Origin of the sequence: Microbacterium kyungheense (assembly GCF_006783905.1) — a bacterium.
Taxonomy (GTDB): Bacteria; Actinomycetota; Actinomycetes; order Actinomycetales; family Microbacteriaceae; genus Microbacterium; species Microbacterium kyungheense.
In genome coordinates this window covers 411954-433168 of sequence record NZ_VFPE01000002.1, presented here as the reverse complement: position 1 = coordinate 433168, position 21215 = coordinate 411954, and the positions used below count along the sequence as shown (strand labels likewise).

At 72.3% G+C, this 21215-nt stretch carries 20 protein-coding genes; 9 read left to right on the top strand and 11 right to left on the bottom strand.

The window, feature by feature from the left end; translation table 11 throughout:
* Positions 1-22: 22 nt before the first annotated feature.
* Positions 23-493 (top strand): PaaI family thioesterase, encoded by a 471-nt coding sequence (locus FB391_RS08690; protein WP_141894042.1) that lies wholly within the window; start codon positions 23-25, stop codon positions 491-493.
* An 18-nt stretch (positions 494-511) separates the two neighbouring features.
* On the opposite strand, the gene FB391_RS08685 is transcribed toward FB391_RS08690, so the two are convergent.
* On the bottom strand, positions 512-1273 hold the full coding sequence (locus tag FB391_RS08685) for a helix-turn-helix domain-containing protein (RefSeq protein WP_141894041.1): 762 nt from the start codon (positions 1271-1273) through the stop codon (positions 512-514).
* A gap of 107 nt (positions 1274-1380) precedes the next feature.
* On the opposite strand from FB391_RS08685, the gene FB391_RS08680 reads away from it, so the two are divergent.
* The gene (locus FB391_RS08680) at positions 1381-1884 is read left to right on the top strand and encodes a VOC family protein (protein WP_141894040.1); all 504 of its coding nucleotides are present in this window, start codon (positions 1381-1383) and stop codon (positions 1882-1884) included.
* An 18-nt stretch (positions 1885-1902) separates the two neighbouring features.
* On the opposite strand, the gene FB391_RS08675 is transcribed toward FB391_RS08680, so the two are convergent.
* Together FB391_RS08675 and FB391_RS08670 are read right to left on the bottom strand one after the other, a co-directional pair.
* Positions 1903-2712 carry an SGNH/GDSL hydrolase family protein gene (locus FB391_RS08675; RefSeq protein WP_141894039.1) on the bottom strand — a complete coding sequence of 270 codons (810 nt, stop codon included), beginning with the start codon at positions 2710-2712 and terminating at the stop codon, positions 1903-1905.
* Between the two features lie 71 nt (positions 2713-2783).
* The gene (locus tag FB391_RS08670) at positions 2784-3227 is read right to left on the bottom strand and encodes a YdeI/OmpD-associated family protein (RefSeq protein WP_141894038.1); all 444 of its coding nucleotides are present in this window, start codon (positions 3225-3227) and stop codon (positions 2784-2786) included.
* Positions 3228-3306: 79 nt separating this feature from the next.
* Between FB391_RS08670 and FB391_RS08665 the strand changes: the two genes are divergently transcribed.
* On the top strand, positions 3307-4560 hold the full coding sequence (locus tag FB391_RS08665) for an APC family permease (RefSeq protein ID WP_246093427.1): 1254 nt from the start codon (positions 3307-3309) through the stop codon (positions 4558-4560).
* Here the strand turns inward: FB391_RS08665 and FB391_RS08660 are convergent.
* The 5 genes from FB391_RS08660 to nhaA are packed head-to-tail and all read right to left on the bottom strand — an operon-like array spanning position 4547 to position 8536.
* On the bottom strand, positions 4547-5086 hold the full coding sequence (locus tag FB391_RS08660; RefSeq protein ID WP_141894036.1) for a hypothetical protein: 540 nt from the start codon (positions 5084-5086) through the stop codon (positions 4547-4549). The genes FB391_RS08665 and FB391_RS08660 overlap by 14 nt on opposite strands.
* Entirely contained in the window at positions 5083-5364 is a 282-nt protein-coding gene (locus FB391_RS08655; RefSeq protein ID WP_141894035.1) for a hypothetical protein, read from the bottom strand. The genes FB391_RS08660 and FB391_RS08655 overlap by 4 nt, the downstream gene beginning before the upstream one ends.
* A 49-nt stretch (positions 5365-5413) precedes the next feature.
* A complete protein-coding gene (gene hisS, locus FB391_RS08650; protein ID WP_221886302.1) occupies positions 5414-6682 on the bottom strand; it encodes a histidine--tRNA ligase in 1269 nt (422 codons plus the stop codon).
* Positions 6683-6713: 31 nt separating this feature from the next.
* Entirely contained in the window at positions 6714-7421 is a 708-nt protein-coding gene (locus tag FB391_RS08645; RefSeq protein WP_141894033.1) for a nucleoside triphosphate pyrophosphohydrolase, read from the bottom strand.
* The gene (gene nhaA / locus FB391_RS08640) at positions 7376-8536 is read right to left on the bottom strand and encodes a Na+/H+ antiporter NhaA (RefSeq protein ID WP_141894032.1); all 1161 of its coding nucleotides are present in this window, start codon (positions 8534-8536) and stop codon (positions 7376-7378) included. The genes FB391_RS08645 and nhaA overlap by 46 nt, the downstream gene beginning before the upstream one ends.
* 167 nt (positions 8537-8703) lie before the next feature.
* On the opposite strand from nhaA, the gene FB391_RS08635 reads away from it, so the two are divergent.
* Together FB391_RS08635 and FB391_RS08630 are read left to right on the top strand one after the other, a co-directional pair.
* The gene (locus tag FB391_RS08635) at positions 8704-11376 is read left to right on the top strand and encodes a phosphoenolpyruvate carboxylase (protein ID WP_141894031.1); all 2673 of its coding nucleotides are present in this window, start codon (positions 8704-8706) and stop codon (positions 11374-11376) included.
* Positions 11377-11380: 4 nt separating this feature from the next.
* A complete protein-coding gene (locus FB391_RS08630) occupies positions 11381-12598 on the top strand; it encodes an aminoglycoside phosphotransferase family protein (protein WP_141894030.1) in 1218 nt (405 codons plus the stop codon).
* 18 nt (positions 12599-12616) lie between these two features.
* On the opposite strand, the gene FB391_RS08625 is transcribed toward FB391_RS08630, so the two are convergent.
* Positions 12617-13216, bottom strand: a complete 600-nt coding sequence (locus FB391_RS08625) for a gamma carbonic anhydrase family protein (protein WP_141894029.1) — start codon at positions 13214-13216, stop codon at positions 12617-12619.
* 161 nt (positions 13217-13377) lie between these two features.
* On the opposite strand from FB391_RS08625, the gene gdhA reads away from it, so the two are divergent.
* Both gdhA and FB391_RS08615 read left to right on the top strand, forming a co-directional pair.
* Positions 13378-14730: an NADP-specific glutamate dehydrogenase gene (gene gdhA, locus FB391_RS08620; RefSeq protein ID WP_246093426.1), complete on the top strand. Its 1353-nt coding sequence runs from the start codon at positions 13378-13380 to the stop codon at positions 14728-14730.
* 210 nt (positions 14731-14940) lie between these two features.
* Positions 14941-15138, top strand: coding sequence for a hypothetical protein (locus FB391_RS08615; protein ID WP_141894027.1), 198 nt, complete (start codon positions 14941-14943; stop codon positions 15136-15138).
* 44 nt (positions 15139-15182) lie between these two features.
* Here the strand turns inward: FB391_RS08615 and mfd are convergent, their stop codons facing one another.
* The gene (mfd, locus tag FB391_RS08610) at positions 15183-18827 is read right to left on the bottom strand and encodes a transcription-repair coupling factor (RefSeq protein WP_185843008.1); all 3645 of its coding nucleotides are present in this window, start codon (positions 18825-18827) and stop codon (positions 15183-15185) included.
* A gap of 80 nt (positions 18828-18907) precedes the next feature.
* Between mfd and FB391_RS08605 the strand changes: the two genes are divergently transcribed.
* Both FB391_RS08605 and FB391_RS08600 read left to right on the top strand, forming a co-directional pair.
* The gene (locus FB391_RS08605) at positions 18908-19501 is read left to right on the top strand and encodes a hypothetical protein (protein WP_141894026.1); all 594 of its coding nucleotides are present in this window, start codon (positions 18908-18910) and stop codon (positions 19499-19501) included.
* A 94-nt stretch (positions 19502-19595) separates the two neighbouring features.
* Complete coding sequence (locus tag FB391_RS08600; RefSeq protein ID WP_141892304.1) at positions 19596-20567, top strand: IS481 family transposase; 972 nt, start codon at positions 19596-19598, stop codon at positions 20565-20567.
* Between the two features lie 38 nt (positions 20568-20605).
* Here FB391_RS08600 and pth read toward each other — a convergent pair whose 3' ends face one another.
* Positions 20606-21193: an aminoacyl-tRNA hydrolase gene (pth, locus tag FB391_RS08595; protein ID WP_141894025.1), complete on the bottom strand. Its 588-nt coding sequence runs from the start codon at positions 21191-21193 to the stop codon at positions 20606-20608.
* Positions 21194-21215 lie beyond the last annotated feature (22 nt).

Here is a 21215-nt window from a genome sequence, read left to right as displayed (position 1 = left end):
GCGCCTCCGCCATGCTGGGCGCATGCGCGTGACTCCCCGCCGGCTCGCTGTCGGCATGAGCCTGTGGATCCCCAACCTGTTCAGCGGCATCCGCGTGCGACGCTTCTCGGACGACTGGACCAGCGCCACCGTCGAGCTGCACGTCAACGTCTTCACCCGCAATTACGTGAAGACGGCCTTCGGGGGCTCGATGTCGGCGATGACGGACCCGTACTACTTCATGCTCGTGATGCACCAGCTCGGGCGCGACTACGTGGTGTGGGACACGCGCGGCGAGATCGAGTTCGTCAAGCCGGGCCGCGGCGTGCTCACGGCACGCTTCGAGGTGCCGCGCGAGAAGGCCGAAGAGCTGCGCGAGCGCGCCCGCGGCGGTGCGAAGGTGCTGGAGTGGTTCGCGACCGACATCACCGACGCATCGGGGGACGTCGTCGCCCGTGTGCGCCGCGAGGTGTACGTCCGCGAGAAGAAGCGCGTGACGGCCGCGCAGTCGTAGCGGTCGCCGTCGCAGCGGTCATCGTGCGTCGCGGTAGTCCGAGGCGGTGAAGCCGAGCACGGCGCGGAAGTCGTTCGCGAGGTGCGCCTGATCGGCGTAGCCGAGGTCTGCGGCGATCGCGGAGAGCGACGCGGCCGGGTCGTCGCGCACGCGCTGTGCGGCCTCCTGCAGGCGGCGGCGGCGGATCATCGCCGCCGGAGGAAGCCCGACCGTGCGATGCGCGAGGCGCTGCAGCGTACGTGCCGACACGTGCAGCCGCTCGGCCGCATCGTCCAGGCGCAGGATCGCCGGATCGTTCATCAGCAGGCCTGCCATCGCGTTGGCCAGTCGCGCCTCGGGCGTGAGCCGGCCCACGCGGGCGACCAGCCAGGTCTCGACGGCGTCGGCCGCCGCCTGCACGTCGGGCATCGCCGCGGCCACCGCCGCCTGCAGGGCCGGCTCGGCGAGCACGACATGGGCGTCGGCGAGATCGGCCGGGGACGCGATGAGCTGCGCCAGCGCGGCGGGCCGCAGCAGCACGCCCACCGCCCAGCCGCGCCCGCGCAGGACGCGCTCGCCCGCCCGCGTCGTGACGCCCCACAGCGTGACGCCGTCCGGTTCGATCGCGAGATTGGCGGCGGGATACGGCAGCACGGCCTGGCACGACTCGACGCCGTCGGGCAGGTCCCACTGCGGGATCCAGTACCACTCGACGAGATCGGATGCCGCCTCCCCCGGCGCCAGGCGCGTGAAGCGCGGCAGCCGATCGGGGTAGAGCACGCCGCGGTGGGGGTCTGTCACGCCGCCACGTTAGCGGCGGGCGCCGACAGTGCGCGGCGCGCCGTCGCCGCGCAGGTTGTCGCGAATCTGCAAGCCGTGGCATCCACCCCTCCGCGACCATCGGATGCATGACCACAGAGAACACCACCGGCGTGACCGGTGTGCACACGACCGACGGCCGTCCGAACTCGGCGACCAGCCTCACCCCCTTCCTCGCGATCCGGGGCGCCAAGGAGGCCATCGACTTCTACCGCGACGTCTTCGGCGCGCGCGTCACCGACGTCACCGAATTCGACGGGCTCGTCGTGCACGCGGGGCTCGACTTCGGGATCGGCCTGCTGCAGGTGGGCGAGCCGTCGCCCGAGTACGGCCTCGTGCCGGCCCCGGAGGGCGACGCGGACTGCTACTCGCTGGGGATCTACGTCACCGACGTCGACGCGGTGACCGCACGCGCGGTCGCCGCGGGAGCGACGGTGCGCGAAGAGCCGTCGACGTTCGTCTCGGGCGACCGGTTCTCGAGCGTGCGTGACCCGTTCGGCGTGCGCTGGTCGATCATGACGCGCGTCGAGGACCTGTCCGAGGACGAGAGCGCCGCCCGCGTCGCGGAGTGGGCGGCCTCATACGCGGGCTGATCCGGACAGGACGGCGGCTCACCCGTCGCCGTCCCCGAGCGCCGCGATCACCGCGGGCAGCAGCGCCTCGGCGGTGCGGCGGTAGCCCAGGGCGCTCGGATGGAACCGATCGAGGCTGAACATCTCGTCGGGCTGCGTGACGAAGAACGGGCCGACCGCACGTCGCAGCGACACAGCACGCGCGCCGAGTCGCGTGGCGGCATCCGCCTGGGCATCCGCGAGCTGGCGCGACAGTCGCGACCCCAGCGCGCGCAGCGGCTGCGGCACGGGGCGCAGCGCGCCGAGGTCGGGGCAGGTCCCCACCACGACGGCCGCGCCCCGTGCCTGCAGTCTCGCGATCGCCTCTTCGAGCTGCCCGATCGACACCGGCACCGGGATGCGGTGCGTGACGTCGTTGCCGCCGACGACGATCACCGCGGCCTCGGGCCGGTAGCCGGCGGGGAGGCTGTCGACCTGGGACGCGAGCATCGAGGTCTCGGCGCCGACGACGGCGGCCGTCCGCAGTCTCACCGGACGCCGTTCAGCGCGGGCGAGCCCCTTCGCCAGGCGCGCCCCCAGCGTGTCTTTGCGCCGTTGCGCGCCCAGTCCCGCCGCGATCGAGTCGCCCAGCACCACCAGCTCCCGCGGCGGACCGTCGAACCGCCGGCCCCACACCCGGTCGGCGTCGAGGGCGTCTTCGCCGAGCGGCTTGCCGATGCGGCGTCGGGCGACGGCGGCCTGACGCGTCAGCACCGCGCGCCCGCCCAGCGCCACCAGCCCGGCGCCGACCGCGATCCCGGCGACGCCGAACACGACGGACCGGGGCACGACGTCGCGCGGGCGAGACATGCCACCATGCCACCCCACGCGCGTGAACGGATGCCGTCACGCCGGTGACCGTCCGGTGGCCCGGGCGGCGGTCAGGAGGCGGTGAGCTCCTCGACGGCCGCAGCGACACGGCGTTCGCGGGTCTCGGGGCGCTTGGCCTCGGCGACCCCGCGCGCGAGCTCCTTGCGGCGGCTGAACGACAGCGCGTCGAAGGCGGCCCGCGCCCTCGGGTCTGCGGCGAGCGCCGCGGCGAGGTCATCGGGAACCTCCACCTCGCGCTCCGCGGTGTCCAGGGCCACCGTGGCGTCGACCTCGTCGCCGATGTCGACGCCCAGCTGTCCGCGCACCGCCTTGGACAGTCCGATGACGTTCTTGCCGTCCATGACGGCCAATCGCACCCGCGCGGTGTTCCCGCCGATGCCGACGACGACGGCGGCGCGCTTGCCGCCGCCGAGCGCGTCGACCTGGGCGTCGGTCAGCTCGATCGCCGTCGCGGGGCCGAACGGCACGAGCACCGTGTGGATCTGCAGCGTCATGCGACCATCCTGTCCGACCGGGCGCCTCCGGCGCGAGAGGTGCGGGACCCGTTCGCCGCGGGGCGCTAATGTTCCGCCCGTGACCATCCCCTCCCTGCAGCGCCGCCTGGGCCTCGGCGACGCGGTGTTCATCGGTCTCGGGTCGATGATCGGCGCCGGCGTGTTCGCCGTGTGGGCGCCGGCCGCGGATGCCGCCGGCACGGGCCTGCTCGTCGGCCTCGCGATCGCGGCCCTCGTCGCCTTCGGCAACGCGACCTCGTCGGCGCAGCTCGCCGCGGCGCACCCGACGTCCGGCGGCACGTACGCCTACGGCCGCGCCGAGCTCGGTCCGTGGTGGGGGTTCATCGCCGGCTGGGGGTTCGTCGTCGGCAAGATCGCCAGCTGTGCGGCGATGGCGCTGACGTTCGCCGCCTATGCGGCGCCCGCCGGCTGGGAGCGTCCCGTCGCCGTCACGGCCGTCGCGGCGCTGACGGCGGTGAACGCGTTCGGCGTCACCCGCACGGCGGGCGCAGCACGCGTGATCGTCGTGATCACCCTGGGCGCCCTGGCCGCGGCTGTCACCGCCGCGTTCGCCGGCGGCGCTGCCGCCGACCCGGTCACCGTCGCGTCGCTGTGGACGGGCGGCGCCTACGGCATCCTGCAGTCGGCGGGACTGCTATTCTTCGCCTTCGCCGGGTATGCGCGCATCGCCACGATGGGCGAGGAGGTGCGGGATCCGCGCCGCGTGATCCCCCGCGCGATCGTGGTGGCGTTCCTCATCGCCCTGGCCGTGTACGCCGTCGTCGCCGTGGCGGTGCTCACCGCCCTCGGACCCGCGGGGGTCGCGGCATCGACGGAGCCGGTCGCCGAGGCCGCCGCGCGCTCCGGCTGGGCGTGGATCGGGGTGGTCGTGCGGGTCGGCGCGGCCGCCGGGTCGCTGGGGGCCCTGCTCGCCCTCATCGCCGGCGTGAGCCGCACGGCGTTCGCGATGGCCCGCGAGCGCGACCTGCCGACGTTCCTCGACCGCGTGCATCCCGGACGACAGGTCCCGCTGCGCGCAGAGCTCGCCGTCGGCGCGATCGTCGTCGCACTGGTCGCAACGGTCGATCTGCGGGGGGCGATCGGCTTCTCGTCGTTCGGCGTGCTGCTGTACTACTTCGTCGCGAACGTCGCCGCGTTCCGGCAGCGGGGCGCCGCGCGGCGGTACCCGCCGGCCCTGCAGGTGATCGGAGGGATCGGATGCCTCGTCCTGGCAGCCACCCTCCCCTGGCCTGCTGTCGTGGCGGGTGTGGCCGTCGTCGCCATCGGGGTCTGCTACCGGCTCGTGCGCCTGCGGAGCATCAGCCGGCGGTGACGGGAGGGATGCCGCGGTCGCGCACCAGGTAGATCCACGGGAATGCGCGACACCCCACCTCCCAGCCGTCGGCGGTCTCCGCCGCGAGCGAGGACCGCCACAGGATGCGGCGATGCTCCCATTGGGTGTCGGTGCGGACCATGCGGTGCGAGAGCACGTCGGCCTCCACGGTGTGCCACCCCGCCTGACCAGCCAGCTCCAGCTCGGCCATCTCGTCGAAGGCGGTCACCGGTCCGAGCCATCGCTCGTCGTCCGGCGCGGCATCGCGTGCCGGCGGCGCACCCGATCCGAAGCGCTGCTGCGCGGCCTGGCGCGTCATGCCGAGTTCGCCGCCGATGCGGGCCCAGCTGACGCCGCCGGCGCGGGCGGCTGTCACGGCACGCTGGAGCAGCTCGCGCACCTCGCCCTCGGCGCGAGCTCCGGCGGCGATGAGCGCGAGGTGGTCGGCGTCGGTCAGCCGATCCTCGGCGGAGATGCCGGCGTCGGCCAGCACCGCCCGCCCGACCACGTCGGAGAGGTCGCTCACTCCTGACCGTCGCGGCTCGGAAGCCACGCGCCCCCGGGCGCGGTGGCGCCGCGCCCGGCCTTGCGCAGGCCGTTCGCGTAGCCCCAGACGTACATGCCGATGGCGACCAGGCCCACGCCGACGCCCATCGCCGCCCCACCCCCGACGCCGCCCCAGTCGAGCCCGACGCCGAGGACGAGGACGACGAGGCCGGCGACGATCACGCCGACGGCGCCGCCGATGACGCCGCCGAAGACGCGCGCTGAGGAACTGGCATGAAGGGTGCGTGGGGTGCTCATGCTGTCAACGTAGCATTGACATCTCTGGACTGTCAACCAATGCTTGACATCAGGCGAGCGGCTTGACCTCGAGCCCCTCCGCCGCGGTTCCGGCACTCACGGTGGCGAACGAGGTGTAGCCGTCGGCCGCCGCGCGCTCCAGCAGCGCCTTGAGGTTCTTGGTGCGGTGCTCCAGGCGCACCCGCGAACCCTGGCGCACCAGAGCGGCCTTGACCGCCAGCAGTTCGGACTCGGGCACGTCGCGGTCGTGGACCAGCACGATCGCGTGAGCGGCCGCGTCCGCACGCTCGGAGACGAGATCGACGATGCGCTCGAAGCCGATGGAGAAGCCCACAGCCGGGACGTCCTGCCCGAGGAAGCGCCCGATCATGCCGTCGTACCGGCCGCCGCCGCCCAGGGAGTAGTCGACCGACGGGTGGGCGAGCTCGAAGATCGTGCCGGTGTAGTAGCCCATTCCGCGCACGAGGAACGGGTCGAACACGAGCGGGATGTCGCCGAGCGGGCCGTCCGTGCCGCGCGCTGCGGCCACTGCCTCGCCGATGCCGATGAGGTGGCCGACGATGTCGTCGGGTGCGCCCGACGGAAGGGCCTTGCGGATCTGACGCTCGCCGTAGGGGTTGTACTCCATCGTCATCGGCCGCCGCACGAAGGCCGCGAACGCGTCCACCGCCGCGGTCGTCGCGCCCCGCTCCCGCAGTTCGGCGACGATGCCGTCCGGACCGATCTTGTCGAGCTTGTCGATCGTGATGAGCACACCCGGGCGCTCGGCGGCCGCGAATCCGAAGCTGTCGAGCATCCAGTCCAGCACGCGCCGGTCGTTGATGCGGATGCGGCCCCCCTCGAGCCCGAGCGCGTCGAGGGTGTCGAGCGTCGCGACGGCGAGCTCGGCCTCGGCGCGCGCCGAGGCGTCGCCGATGATGTCGATGTCGCACTGCACGAACTGGCGGTAGCGGCCCTTCTGCGGCCGCTCGGCACGCCAGACCGGGGCGATCTGGATCGAGCGGAAGACCGACGGCAGCTGCCCGCGGTTGCTCGCGTAGAAGCGCGCCAGCGGCACGGTGAGGTCGTAGCGCAGACCGAGGTCGGTCAGCTCGGCGGGCTCGTCGGCGGCCGCGCGGATCGCTTCGGCGTCGAGGCCGCGCTTGAGCACGTTGTACGCGAGCTTCTCGTTGTCGCCGCCGATGCCGGCGTGCAGCCGGGAGTACTCCTCCATGACCGGCGTCTCGATCTCGTCGAAGCCGTGCGCGCGGTAGCGCTCGCGGATGACGGCGAGGACGCCCTCGCGGCGGGCCTTGTCAGCGGGGAGGAAGTCGCGCATGCCGCGCGGCGGGTTCACGGATGCCACGGGTCTATCTTTCCAGAGCCTCCGGTGCTGCTTCGGCGGCGCGGATCCCGCTCTCCAGGCGCCGCAGCCGCTCGCGGAGCGCGCGCTCCGCGTCCCAGCCGTTCGCGCGGGCGGTGGCGACCAGCGCGAGCAGCGCGTCGCCGAGCCCGGCTTCGTCCACCGGCGCACCGCCGTGCGCGCTCGGCGCCGGAGCGAGGCCGACCTGGGACGCCTTCGACAGCAGCTTCTGGGCGAGCGCGAGGCTCGGCATCCGTTCGCTCACGCCGTCGAGGACGCTCGTGCGCGCGCTCTTCTCCGCGGCTTTGGCGGCGTTCCAGTGCACGAGAACCTCTTCGGGCGTGGTCGCCACGGCATCGCCGAACACGTGGGGATGCCGCCGCACCATCTTGTCGGTGAGCCCGCGCGCGACGTCGTCGATGTCGAACGGCTCGTCGGGGTCGCGCGAGGCGATCTCGGCGTGGAACAGCACCTGCCACAGCAGGTCTCCGAGCTCTTCGCGCAGCTCGCCGCGCGATCCCTCCTCGACCGCGTCGATGAGCTCGGCGCTCTCTTCGACGAGGTAGGGGACGAGCGCGCGGTGGTCGATCTGCTGCGTCCACACGCAGCGGTCGCGCACCGCGCGCATCACGAGCGCGGCCTCCCGCAGCGCATCCGGGTCGGTCGGGACTACGCGGTCTTCGGGGCGCTCGCCGTCAGGCGTCGATGGTGCCATGCCCGCCACGATACGAGCACCGCGGCCAGGATGAGCGAAACGACCGACCCGGCGAGCACGCCGAGCGTGGCCTGATCGCGCAGCGGGGGTTCCCCGGCGAAGGCCAGCTCCGACAGCAGCAGCGACACCGTGAACCCGATGCCGCCGAGCGCACCGGCCGCCAGCAGGTCCGCGAAGCTGAGGGGCGGCGGTCCGCCGCGGTGCCCGATGCGCAGCGACAGCCAGCCGAGCAGCGAGATGCCGATGACCTTGCCGACGGGGAGTGCCACCAGCACGCCCCAGAACGCCGGCGACAGCTGCGACATCGGCACGGCGGGAATCGCCACCAGCGCCGCTGAGAACGCGAACACCGGAAGCACGACGACGTTCACCCACGGCTCCAGCTCGTGACGCACGCGCAGCGCCGGCCGCTGGGCCATCGCCAGTCCGAGCACGACGCCCGCGATCGTGGCGTGCACCCCCGAGAGCACGAAGAGCACCCACGTCGCGACGGCGAGCAGTGCGAGCACGATCGCGATCAGCACGCGGGCGCGGCTGTCGAGCTGGCGGCTCAGGATGCCGAACGCCACGACCGCGACGGCGGCACCGGCGAGCGCCGCGATGTTCACGCCGGAGGTGAAGAGCACCGCGATGAAGACGATGCCGACGATGTCGTCGAGGATCGCGAGGGCGAGCAGGAACACGCGCAGCCCCGAAGGCAGCCCCTTGCCGAACACCGCGAGCACGCCGAGCGCGAAGGCGATGTCGGTGGCGGTGGGGATGGGCCAGCCCGCTGCGGCATCCGATCCCCACGCGATCACGGCGTACAGGACGATGGGCAGCACGACACCCCCCGCGGCGGCGATCGCCGGCTGCAGGGCCTTGCGCGCCGAGTTCAGCTGGCCGCTGGTGAGCTCGTACTGCAGCTCGACCGCGACCACGAAGAAGAAGACCGCCAGCAGGCCGTCCTTGATCCAGTGCGAGACGCTGAGCTCGAACACCCCGGGGATGCCGAGCTCGGCGTGCATGACGGCATCCACCGACCCGGCGGCGGGCGAGTTCGCCACGATGAGGCCGAGAGCGGCCGCGGCGAGCAGGACGATGGCGGGAAAGCGGGCAGAGCGAAGAAGAGACATCTGGCCTCCGTGAGGGCGTTCGCGGGTCGGCGCGTGCGGTCGACAAGGACGTGCCGACCAGACTTCCCGGCTCTCCGCGGGCCAGTCTACCGAGGCCGCTCCCCCTCCCGTCGTCACACAGCGTCCGCCGTGACGGCGAGCCGACGAGGCGGCGTTAGCCTGGACTGATGCGCGAACTCACCAACACCGAAGCGATCGACCTCGTCGGGCGATTCGAGGCGGAACAGGGCATTCCCGAGAGCATGCGCGGCGACGTGCGCCTGCTGGGGACGCTCCTCGGCCAGGTGCTCCGCGAGAGCGGCTCCGAGGGCCTGTACGAGGACGTCGAGCGTCTGCGCACCGCGACGATCCAGGCGTACACCGACGAGACGCCCGAGGCGTTCGCGCGTGCCGCCGCGATCGCGGACTCGTTCACCGTCGCGCGGGCGGACGAGGTCGCCCGCGCGTTCACCGCCTACTTCCACCTCGTCAATCTCGCGGAGGAGCACCAGCGCGTGCGGGTGCTCCGTGAGCGCAACGGCCGCCCCGAGCGCGGCGAGGCAGCCGACACCGTCGCCTCGGCGTACGCGCGCCTGGCCGCCGAGGTGGGCGACGAGGCCGCGCTGCAGCACCTGCAGAACATGCGGTTCCACCCCGTCTTCACGGCGCACCCCACCGAGGCGCGCCGCCGCGCGGTGTCCACCAGCATCCGGCGCCTCGCCGCCCTGCTCGGCGAGCACGACCTCGCCCAGAGCGGCGGCGCCGACGAGCGCCGCGCGGAGCGGCGCATGCTCGAAGAGATCGACACACTGTGGCGCACCGCGCCGCTGCGCCCCGAGAAGCCGTCGCCGACGGACGAGGTGCGCGCGGTCATGGCCGTCTTCGACGACACGCTCTACACCGCCGTCCCGCACGTCTACCGCCGCATCGACGACGCCCTGCAGGGGCTGGATGCCGGCGGCAAGGCCCCCATCGTGCGCCCCTTCGTGCGCGTGGGCTCGTGGGTCGGCGGCGACCGCGACGGCAACCCGTTCGTGACGGCATCCGTCACCCGCAAGGCGTCGGCCATCGCCAGCGAGCACGTCCTGCTCGGTCTCGAGCACACCGCCAGCCGCATCGGCCGCACCCTCACCCTCGATGCGGCGACGACGCCCCCGAGCGAGGCCGTCGTCGCGCTGTGGCAGCGCCTGCGCGCGGCCGACGAGGACGCCGCGAAAGACATCGCCAAGCGCTCGCCCGACGAGCCGCACCGTCGCATCATGCTGCTCATCGCGCGCAAGATCGATGCGACCCGCAAGCGCAACGCCGACCTCGCGTACCGCGACCCCGAGCACCTGCTCGCCGACCTGCGGACGGTGCAGGACTCGCTCGTGCAGGCGCGGGCGCCCCGGCAGGCGTACGGGCACCTGCAGCAGCTGCTGTGGCAGGTCGAGACGTACGGCTTCCATCTGACCGAGCTGGAGGTCCGTCAGCACTCCGCGGTGCACGCCAAGGTGCTCGCCGAGCTGGAGTCGGGCGCACCGCGCAGCGAGCTGGCCGAAGAGGTGCTCGACGTCATCCGCACGATCGCCTTCCTGCAGGAGCGCTACGGGCCGCGTGCCGCCGGCCGGTACATCGTCTCGTTCACACAGTCCGCGGACGACCTCGCCAACGTGCACAAGCTCGCCCGCTTCGCGGTCGGGCCCGAGGGCACGCCGCCCGTGCTCGACGTCATCCCGCTGTTCGAGACCTTCGCAGACCTGCAGGCCGCCCCGCGCATCCTCGCCGAGATCGTCGACCATCCCGAGTTCGCCGCGCGCCTGGACGCGACCGGGCGCCGGCTGGAGGTCATGCTCGGCTACTCGGACTCGTCGAAGGACGTGGGCCCGGTCGCCGCGAACCTCGCGCTGTACCAGGCTCAGGCCGAGATCGCCGCGTGGGCCGACGAGAACCGCATCGAGCTGACGCTCTTCCACGGCCGTGGCGGCGCCCTGGGGCGCGGCGGCGGTCCCGCCAACTCGGCGATCCTCGCGCAGCCGCCGCACTCGGTCGACGGCCGTTTCAAGCTCACCGAGCAGGGCGAGGTCATCTTCGCCCGCTACGGCGATCCCGCCATCGCGATCCGTCACATCGACCAGGTCGCCGCGGCGATCCTGCTCGCCTCGGCGCCCTCCAACGAGGAGCGCAACCGCGCTGCCGCCGAGAGGTACGCCGACGTCGCCGCGACGATGGACACCGCCTCGCGCGAGCGCTTCTTCTCGCTCGTGAAGGCGCCCGGCTTCGCGCCGTGGTTCGCCCGCGTCACGCCGATGGAAGAGATCGGGCTGCTCGCGCTCGGCTCGCGCCCGGCCCGGCGCGGCCTGTCGGTCGAGTCGCTCGAAGACCTGCGGGCGATCCCGTGGGTGTTCGCGTGGACACAGGCACGCATCAACCTGGCCGGCTGGTTCGGCCTGGGCACGGCGCTGGAGACCGTCGGCGACGAGGCGCTGCTGCAGCGGGCCTACCAGGAGTGGCCGCTGCTGCGCACGCTCATCGACAACGTCGCCATGAGCCTCGCCAAGACCGACGACCGCATCGCACGCCACTACCTCGAGCTGGGCGACCGCGACGACCTCGCCGCCCTGGTGCGCGACGAGATGCAGCTCACCCGCGACTGGGTGATCCGCGTCACCGGCGGCACCGAGCTGCTCGGCAACAAGCCGGTGCTGCAGCGCGCCGTCAAGATGCGCAGCCCGTACGTCGACGCGCTGTCGCTGCTGCAGCTGCGCGCCCTCCGCGCCCTGCGCGAGGCGCCGCAGGACGCGCCCGTCGATCCGGAGCTGCAGCGCCTGCTGCTGCTGTCGGTGTCGGGCGTCGCGGCCGGCCTGCAGAACACCGGGTGAGCCGGTGAGCACAGCCGCCGGGCTCTCGGTCCGGCTGGTGCTGGTGCTCCCCGGCGGCACGCCGCTCGGGGTGACGGCGCCGTTCACCCTCTCGCCCGACGCGGACGCGGGGTCCGACCAGGACGGGGACTGGCGCGAGGCGCCCGCGGTCATCACCGCGGCCCGCGGCGCGCTCGGGATCACGCCGACGCTGCTGCGGCTCGCGCGCGTGACGCCGCGCGACGGCGGGCGGCCGGAAGAGGTCGTGTACGTCGCCGAGGTCCCCGAGCGGCCGAACCTCGCGCTGTACGACGGTGATGCCGCGCTCATCGCCGATGCGCGCCTGCGCATGGCGTGGGCGAAGCCCGGCGGCCCGAGCCGGTACCTGGTGTGGGCGCAGGCCGCGCTCGCCGCCGAGGGCATCGCCGTCACCGGCGAGCCCGAGCAGACGCGGACGTGGAACCTCTCGGCACTGTGGCGGCTGCCCACCGACATCGGGATCGTCTGGCTCAAGGCCGTCCCGCCGTTCTTCGCGCACGAGGGTGCGGTGCTCGAGCGGCTCCAGGCGTTCGCGGTGCCGCGTCTCCTCGCCCGGACGGACGACGCCGTCCTGCTGGCCGACGTGCCCGGCGACGACCGCTACGGCGCGGCGGCCGACACCGCACGCCGGATGATCGACCTGCTCGTCGGCATCCAGTCGTCCGTCGACCCGTCGACGCTGCCGCCGATGCCGCACTGGACCCCCACGTCGCTCACGCCGGCGGCCGAGCGCACCCTCGCTCTCGCCGACGACGTCGACGCGGGCGATCGGGCTTCCGTCGCCGGCCTCATCGCCCGGCTGCCGCGTCTGCACGCCGACCTCGCGGCCTGCGGGCTGCCCGACACTCTCGTGCACGGCGACTTCCACCCGGGCAATCTGCGCGGCGACGACGACCGCCTGATCCTGCTGGACTGGGGCGACAGCGGCATCGGACACCCCCTGCTGGATCACGCGGCCTTCATGGAGCGGATGCCGGCGGCCGCGGCATCCCGGCTCACGACACACTGGGCCTCCGCGTGGCGCACGGCCGTCCCGGGGTCCGACCCCGAGCGGGCGCTGGAGCTGCTCGCACCCTACGGCGCGCTGCGCCAGGCGACCCTCTACCGCGGCTTCCTCGACCGCATCGAGGCGTCCGAGCAGATCTACCACGCGGCCGATCCGACCACCTGGCTGCGACGCACCGCGGCGCTCGAACGCGGCTGAGGCCAGGCGTCGAGAGGCTCAGTCCACGCGGCGGTCGTCGGCGTGGCGGGCGAGACTGCGGCCGTAGCGCTCGGTGAGCTGGACCATGAGGTCGGGCGTCTCGCGGTCGAGGCCGAACACGTAGCCCGGAAAATCGAGCTCGCGCTGCGCAGCCCAGATCTCGTCGTGGCGGTCCGGCGGCAGGATCTGCAGCGGGTCGCCGACCGCGACCCACGCGATGGGCACCGTCGTGTCGGCCGGCAGCGTCGTCCGCAGGTGCACGACCGCGTTGATGCGCACCTCGCTGCGCGCTCCGATGCGGGCCCCGTTGAACACCCGCGTGCCGGTGGCGAGGAACACCTCCTCCTCGATCACCGCGCCCGACACACTCGCCATCGGACCGACCAGCACGTGATCGGCGATGTGCACCGGATTGGTCGAGGTCGCCCGGATGAGCGCGTTCTCCATGACGATGACGTTCGACCCCAGAGTGATCGCGCCGCCCTCGGCGGTGATCACCGCGCCGTGAAGGATCTGACAGTCAGGCCCGATCTCGACGTCGCCGCTGATGACGGCGGTCGCCGCCACCACCGCGGTCGGATGGATGCGGGGGCCTGCCCCGAGGTGTTCGAAACGCATCGTCGCCCGTCTCCTGCTCTCGTGGACCGGATGCCGCCAGCGTAGCCGTCGCACAGGACGTCACACGTGCGAGCACGGTCCGCACGGTATGTAGGGTGAAAAGGCGCCGACGACGTCGCCCTCTCTGCTGGCCTTCCGAAAGCACCACCCCCATGTCCTCAGTGACCACTCTGACCTCCAACGACACCGTCCGGCTCGTCCTGGACACGGTCGAAGCCCGCAACCCGCACGAGCCCGAGTTCCTCCAGGCCGTCCACGAAGTGCTCGAGTCGATCGCACCGGTGCTCGACACGCATCCCGAGTTCGTCGACGGCGGCATCCTCGAGCGCATCGTCGAGCCCGAGCGCCAGATCATGTTCCGCGTCCCGTGGATCGACGACGCCGGCCGCCTTCAGGTCAACCGCGGCTACCGCATCCAGTTCTCGTCGGTGCTCGGCCCGTACAAGGGCGGTCTTCGCTTCCACCCGTCGGTCAACCTGTCGATCATCAAGTTCCTCGGCTTCGAGCAGATCTTCAAGAACGCGCTCACCGGCCAGGGCATCGGCGGCGCCAAGGGCGGCAGCGACTTCGACCCGCACGGCCGCTCCGATGCCGAGATCATGCGCTTCTGCCAGTCGTTCATGAGCGAGCTGTACCGCCACCTCGGCGAGCACACCGACGTGCCCGCCGGAGACATCGGCGTCGGCGCATGCGAGATCGGCTACCTCTTCGGGCAGTACCGCAAGATCACCAACCGCCACGAGTCGGGCATGTTCACCGGCAAGGGCGTGCAGTGGGGCGGCGCCGAGGTGCGCACCGAGGCCACCGGCTACGGCGCGGTCTTCTTCGTCGAAGAGATGCTGGCCGTGCACGGCGAGACCCTCAACGGCAAGCGCGTCGGCGTCTCGGGCTCGGGCAACGTCGCGATCTACGCCATCGAGAAGGCGCACCAGCTCGGCGGCACCGCCGTCACCGCCTCGGACTCCTCGGGCTACGTCCTGGACGAGGCGGGCATCGACGTCGACCTGCTGCGCCAGATCAAGGAGGTCGAGCGCGGCCGCATCTCGGACTACGCCGCTCGTCGCCCGGGCGCCACCTATGTCGAGGGCGAGCGCCCCTGGCGCGTGCCGGTCGACGTCGCGATCCCCTCCGCCACGCAGAACGAGCTCGACGGCGACGACGCGCGCGCACTCGTCGCCAACGGCGTGCGCGCGGTCGCCGAGGGCGCCAACATGCCCTCGACCCCCGACGCCGTCGAGGTGCTGCAGGCGGCCGGCGTGCTGTTCGCGCCCGGCAAGGCGGCCAACGCCGGCGGTGTGGCCACTTCTGCGCTCGAGATGAGCCAGAACGCCGCACGCCAGCGCTGGAACTTCGACGACAGCGAGGCGAAGCTGCGCGCGATCATGGGCAACGTGCACCACGCCGCCTTCACCGCGGCCGAGAAGTACGGCCGCCCGGGCGACTACGTCGCGGGCGCCAACTGCGCCGGGTTCGAGCGGGTCGCGCACGCGATGCTCGCTCAGGGCGTCATCTGACGCGGAACGCTCACAGACGGAGGACCGGATGCCGCGGCATCCGGTCCTCCGTCGTTTGTGCGCCGCTGCGCCGGGACCGTCTGGTAGCGTCGCCGCCGTGAAGATCGGGATGGTGCCGGACGCGCAGCGCGGCACGACAAGGGAAGGCGACCCGACCGGTTCGTGATCCGTCCATCCCTCTTCGCCCCGACAGCGAGAGGGGGTGGATGCATGAGCGAGCAGACCCTCGCGGCCGGTGACGTGATCACCGCGACCGTGACCAAGGCCGTCCCGTTCGGCGTTCTCGTGGAGTGCGCCGGCGTGCCGGGACTCGTGCGCGGCATGGCGGCCGATCCGGGCGTCGAGCTGCGCGTGCGCGTCGTCGAGTACGACGCCGCGCAGCAGCGGTTCTCGGCGACGCGGGAGTGACGCGATGCGGGGCGCCCGTCGGGGGCGCCCCGCATCGTCCGTGCTCAGGCGCCGGCGACCGTCGCGGTGTCGGGCTTCTGCTCGGGCCACAGCTGATCGAGCAGCTGCGCGACCCACGCGATCAGCTCGGCGTCCCCGAGCGGCTCCCCACCCGCGCTCGGCAGCGGCACGACCATCGCCTCGCCGTTCGCCACGAGCTTCGCCTTCGGGTGCAGGCGCTGCAGGCGCACGCGCATCGAGTCCGGCAGGTTCGCGGGGGCCACGCGCAGGTTCGGCCCCATCGCGACGACGTCGGCCAGCCCGGCCTGCGCCGCCCGGCGCCGCAGGCGCGCGATCGCCAGCAGGCCCTCGACCTCCGCGGGGGGTTCGCCGTAGCGGTCCGTGAGCTCTTCGACGACCAGGTCGATCGCATCGGCGCCGTCGGCGGACGGCGCGGTCGCGGATGCCGCCGCAGAGAGCTTCTGGTACGCCTCCAGCCGCAGCCGCTCGCTGTCGATGTACGACTCGGGGATGCGCGCCTGCACGGGCAGCTCGAGGCGCAGCTCGGTCGGCCCCTCGGCCTCTTCGCCGCGGAAGGTGGCGACGGCTTCGCCGATCATGCGCAGATACAGGTCGAAGCCGACGCCGGCGATGTGGCCGGCCTGCTCCGCACCCAGCAGGTTGCCGGCACCGCGGATCTCGAGGTCCTTGAGCGCGACCTGCATGCCCGAGCCGAGGTCGTTGTTGACCGCGATCGTCTCGAGCCGGTCTGCCGCCGTCTCGCTGAGGGGCTTCATGTCGTCGTACAGGAAGTACGCGTACGCCCGCTCACGGGCACGGCCCACCCGGCCGCGCAGCTGGTGCAGCTGGCTGAGGCCGTACTTGTCGGCACGGTCGATGATGATCGTGTTCGCGTTGGAGATGTCGAGGCCGGTCTCGATGATGGTCGTCGAGACGAGGACATCCGCCTTGCGCTCCCAGAAGTCGTCGACGACCTGCTCGAGCTGGTGCTCCCCCATCTGCCCGTGAGCGACGGCGATCCGCGCCTCGGGCACGAGCTCGGCGAGCTCGGACGCGACACGCTGGATCGACTGCACACGGTTGTGGACGTAGAACACCTGCCCCTCGCGCAGCAGCTCGCGGCGGATGGCGGCGGCGATCTGCTTGTCGTTGCGGGGACCGACGTACGACAGGATCGGGTGGCGGTCCTCGGGCGGGGTCTGCAGCGTCGACATCTCGCGGATGCCGGTGACCGCCATCTCGAGCGTGCGCGGGATGGGCGTCGCACTCATCGCCAGGATGTCGACGTTCGTCTTGAGCTTCTTGAGGGCGTCCTTGTGCTCGACGCCGAACCGCTGCTCCTCATCGACGATCAGCAGCCCGAGATCCTTGAAGACGACCTTCTCGGTGAGGATGCGGTGGGTGCCGATCACCATGTCGACGGTGCCGTCGGTGAGTCCCGCCAGGGTCTCGCGCGCGTGCTTGTCGGACTGGAATCGCGAGAGCGGTCGCACCTTCACCGGGAACCCGGCAAACCGCTCGGCGAAGGTCTCGAGGTGCTGCTTGACGAGGAGCGTCGTCGGCACCAGCATCGCCACCTGCTTGCCGTCCTGGATCGCCTTGAACGCGGCGCGCACCGCCACCTCGGTCTTGCCGAAGCCGACGTCGCCCGACAGCAGCCGGTCCATCGGGATCGGCTTCTCCATGTCGGCCTTGATCTCGTCGATCGTCTGCAGCTGATCGGGCGTCTCGGCGAACGGGAACGCCTCTTCGAGCTCGCGCTGCCAGGGCGTGTCGGGACCGAACGCGTGCCCCTTGGACGCCATGCGCGCCGAATAGAGCTTCACGAGCTCGACGGCGATGTCGCGCACCGCCTTGCGCGCCTTGCTCTTGGCCTGCGCCCAGTCGCTCCCGCCCATCTTCGACAGCGTCGGCGCCTCGCCGCCCACGTAGCGCGACAGCAGGTCGAGCTGGTCGGTGGGGACGAAGAGCTTGTCGCCCGGGTAGCCGCGCTTGGACGGCGCGTACTCGAGCACGAGGTACTCGCGCACGCTCTTGACCGCGTTGCGCCCGCCGCTGGACACCTCGCGCTGCGTGAGCTCGACGAACTTGCCGATGCCGTGGGTGGCGTGCACGACGAAATCGCCCGCCTTGAGCTGGAGCGGGTCGACGACGGCCTTGCGGCGCGACGCGAGCTTCTTGACCACACGGGTGTCGCCGCCGATCGTGCGGCCGTAGAACTCGGATTCGGTGATGACCGCGAGCTTCGCGCCGGGCGCCTCGAAACCCCGCTCGAGCACGCTGACGACGACGTGGGCCACCCCGGGCTCCGGCGCGTGCAGCACCTCGTCGACCTTGCGCGCGGCGATCCCGCGCTCGGCGAGCACGTCGCGTGCGCGCTCCACGAGGCCGGTCCCGGAGGCCGCGATCACGACCCGCCAGCCGTCCGACAGCAGCGCGCCCACGTGGTCGGTCGCGCCCTCGACGTTCCCCTGGAACGACGGCACCGCCGTGCCCGGCACCCGGATGGCGGCCGCGGCCTCCAGCGCCACGTCGATGTCGGTGCTGATCGGGGCGTCGAGCAGGCCCTCGGCGACGGCATCGGCCGCACCGGAGTCGAAGGCGCTGAGGGTCCACCATACGCCGCCGCGGCCATGTGCCGCCTCGCGCAGCTCGGGCAGCGACAGGAAGTCGCCCGCACCGAGGTCGACGGGCGTCGACGCGCCGGCGGTCGCCGCGCTCCAGGCGGCGTCGAGGAACTCGCGGTTCGTCTCGCCCAGCGTGATCGCGCGGGTGACGGCGCGTTCCGGGTCGAGGAGAGCGACCGAGGCACCCTCCGGCAGATAGTCGACGAGCGTCACCAGCTGGTCGACCACGGCGGGCAGCAGCGACTCCATGCCCTCGACGGGGATGCCCTCGGACATCTTCTCGAGCATGCCGGCGAGCCCGGGGAATTCGTCCTTCAGCTGGCGGGCACGCCCGCGCACGGCATCCGTGAGGAGCAGCTCGCGGCTGGGCATCAGGGTGACGTCGCTCACCTCGCCGGGCAGCGAACGCTGGTCGGCCACCGAGAACGCGCGCATCTCGTCGACCTCGTCGCCGAAGAACTCGACGCGGTACGGGTGCGGCGCGGTGGGCGGGAACACGTCGAGGATGCCGCCGCGGACGGCGAACTCGCCGCGCCGCGAGACCATGTCCACCCGGTGGTAGGCGAGCTCGACGAGGCGCGCGACCACGTCTGCGAGCTCCTGCCCGCGGCCGCCCCGGACGAGTTCGACGGGGTCGACGTCCGCGAGCCCGGCCGCGAGCGGCTGCAGCGCTCCGCGCACGGACGCCGTGACCACGAGCGGCGTGGTGGCGTCCCAGCGGGCGATCCGCGCGATGATGTCGAGCCGGGCTCCCACCGTCTCGGTGCTGGGGCTCAGCCGCTCGTGCGGCAGCGTCTCCCACGCCGGGAAGTGCAGTACCTCCGAGCCCGGCAGCAGCGCTCCCAGCGCCGGTCCGAGGGACTCGGCGCGGCGCCCGGTCGGCGCGATGAGCAGCACGACGGGCGGCTTGCCGCCGGCGCGGCGCTTCTCGAGCAGCGCGGCGAGCAGCGGCGCATCGAGTCCTTCGACGAGTGAGAAATCGGCATCGACGGATGCCGCGGCCACCGCGTCCCGGAAGGCTTCCGCCTGTTCGAGGGCGCGCACGATCCCGGGAACTGTCACCGCACGAGTCTACGGCGCCGCGCCGACATCGCGGCCCGCCCGCCCCGGCCGGACGGCGGGGCGCTCCTATGATGAGTCGCGTGACCACCCCTGACGCCCCGCAGAACCCGCCCGCTCCCCCGGGAGCCTGGGTCCCGCCGGCCGCCCCGCCGTTCGGGCCGCCGCAGGGCGCATCCGTGCCGCAGCATCCCGGTGCGCCGGTCGCTCCGGCGGGTGCGTACGCACCGCCCCAGGGCTATGCCCCGCCGCAGGGATACGGGATGCCGGCGGCCCCGGCACCTGTCCCGCGCAGCGGCGCGCTCGGTCTCGTCGCCCTCGTGCTGTCGCTGGTCGCGACCATCGGTGCCGGTCTGTTCGGCGCGATCGCGAGCTTCAACATCGGACTCGGAGCGGGAAAGGGCCTCGCCGGCCTGCCCATGGACGGAAGCTGGGACTGGTCGATCCTCACGCCCGTGCGCGACTGGGTGCTGCTCGGAGAGGTCTCGTTCTGGGTGGGCACCGTCATCGGCATCTGGGCCCTGGTGCAGGGCATCGTCGCCACCGTCACCAGACGGGGGCGTGGCGCCGGCATCGCCGCCATCGCGATCGCGGCCGTCGGTCCGCTCGTGTTCGGCGGTCTCGTGCAGGGGTTCCTCACCGCCGGCCTGGCCGCGGGCACCGGCATCGGCGGCTAGCTGTACCCGGCTGGGACGTTGGTGACGTTCTTGTGGGGTGAGGAGACCTCCTGGCTTAGTGGAGCTGTCTAGTTCTTCGCTGCCAGGAGGTCTCGTGTCTCACGCTAATGCCCGGCTCAATGTCCGGGGCAGAGTTCTGCTCGTCGAGCGGGTGCTGATGCAGCATCGCCCAGTCGCTCACGTCGCCAAAGAGCTCGGAGTGTCGCGTCAATGCGCGCACCGCTGGGTCAACCGGTTCCGGGCTGAGGGTGTCGCCGGTCTCAGCGACCGCTCCTCGCGTCCGCATTCCATGCCGCGACGAACACCACTGGAGGTAGAACTGCGGGTGGTCGCGGTGCGCCGTCAGCTGCGGCAAGGCCCCGACCGCCTCGCCATGGTGACCGGTGTCCCCGCACGCACTGTCACCGCGATCTTGCGCCGACATCACGTGCCACGTCTGGTCGAGTGCGACCCGCTGACCGGGGCCGTCATCCGGGCGTCGAAGACCACCGCCGTCCGCTACGAACGCGCCCGAGCGGGCGAGCTGGTCCACATGGACGTGAAGAAGCTGGGCCGCATCCCCGACGGCGGCGGTTGGCGGGCGCACGGCAGATCAGCCGGCGACACCGCCGCGCACAAGAAAGCGCGGATCGGGTTCGACTACGTCCACTCGCTCGTCGACGATCACTCCCGACTGGCGTACTCCGAGATCCACCCGGACGAGAAGGGCGCCACCTGCGCCGCGTTCCTCGCACGGGCCGCCGCCTACTTCCGCGACCACGGCATCGCTCGCATCGAGCGGGTGATGACCGACAACCACTTCAGCTACCGGCTCTCCACCGACGTCCGCGATGTGCTCACCTCGCTGGGCGCCAAACATGTCCTCATCCGCCCGCACTGTCCGTGGCAGAACGGCAAGGTCGAACGACTCAACCGCACCCTGCAGACCGAATGGGCCTACCGGCAGGTCTTCACCTCGAACGACCAACGCGCGGCCGCCCTTGCGCCCTGGATCGAGCAGTACAACACTCAGCGATACCACTCAGCCATCGGCGGCACCCCACTCAGCAGGGTGTCACCAACCTGACTGCCGGGTACAGCTAGCCGCGCGCTCTGCGCCCCGGGTCAGGCCCGGGGAGCGTGGTGCTTCTGCTGGGCGGCGAGGAGCCCCTCCTCGACGAGCTGCTCGACGGCGTCGGCCGCGTCGCCGACGAGGATCGGGAGGTTCTTGCGCTCGGTCGCACCGAACGGGTCGAGCACCCAGTCTGCCGGGTCCTGCCGGCCGGACGGGCGGCCGATCCCCACGCGCACGCGCGGGAACTCCGGGGTGTCGAGAGCCTTCGCGATGTCGCGCACGCCGTTGTGACCACCGTGTCCGCCACCGACCTTGAGCTTGATCGTGTCGAACGGGATGTCGAGCTCATCGTGCACCACGACCACGTGGGACGGGTCGATGCCGTAGAACTTGGCGAGCCCCGCGACGGGGCCGCCCGAGACGTTCATGAAGGTGTTGGCCTTGGCGAGGATGATCTTCGGGCCGCCGGGTCGCAGCCATGTCTCGACCACGCGCGCGTTCGCCTTGTGCGCCTTGAACGTCTCGCCGCGTCGCCCCGCGAGCTCGTCGACGACGAGCTGGCCGACGTTGTGGCGGGTCAGCTCGTAACGGGGCCCCGGGTTGCCCAGCCCGACGACGAGCCAGGTGTTCTCGGCCATCCCGACGTCCTCTCCGGCGCGC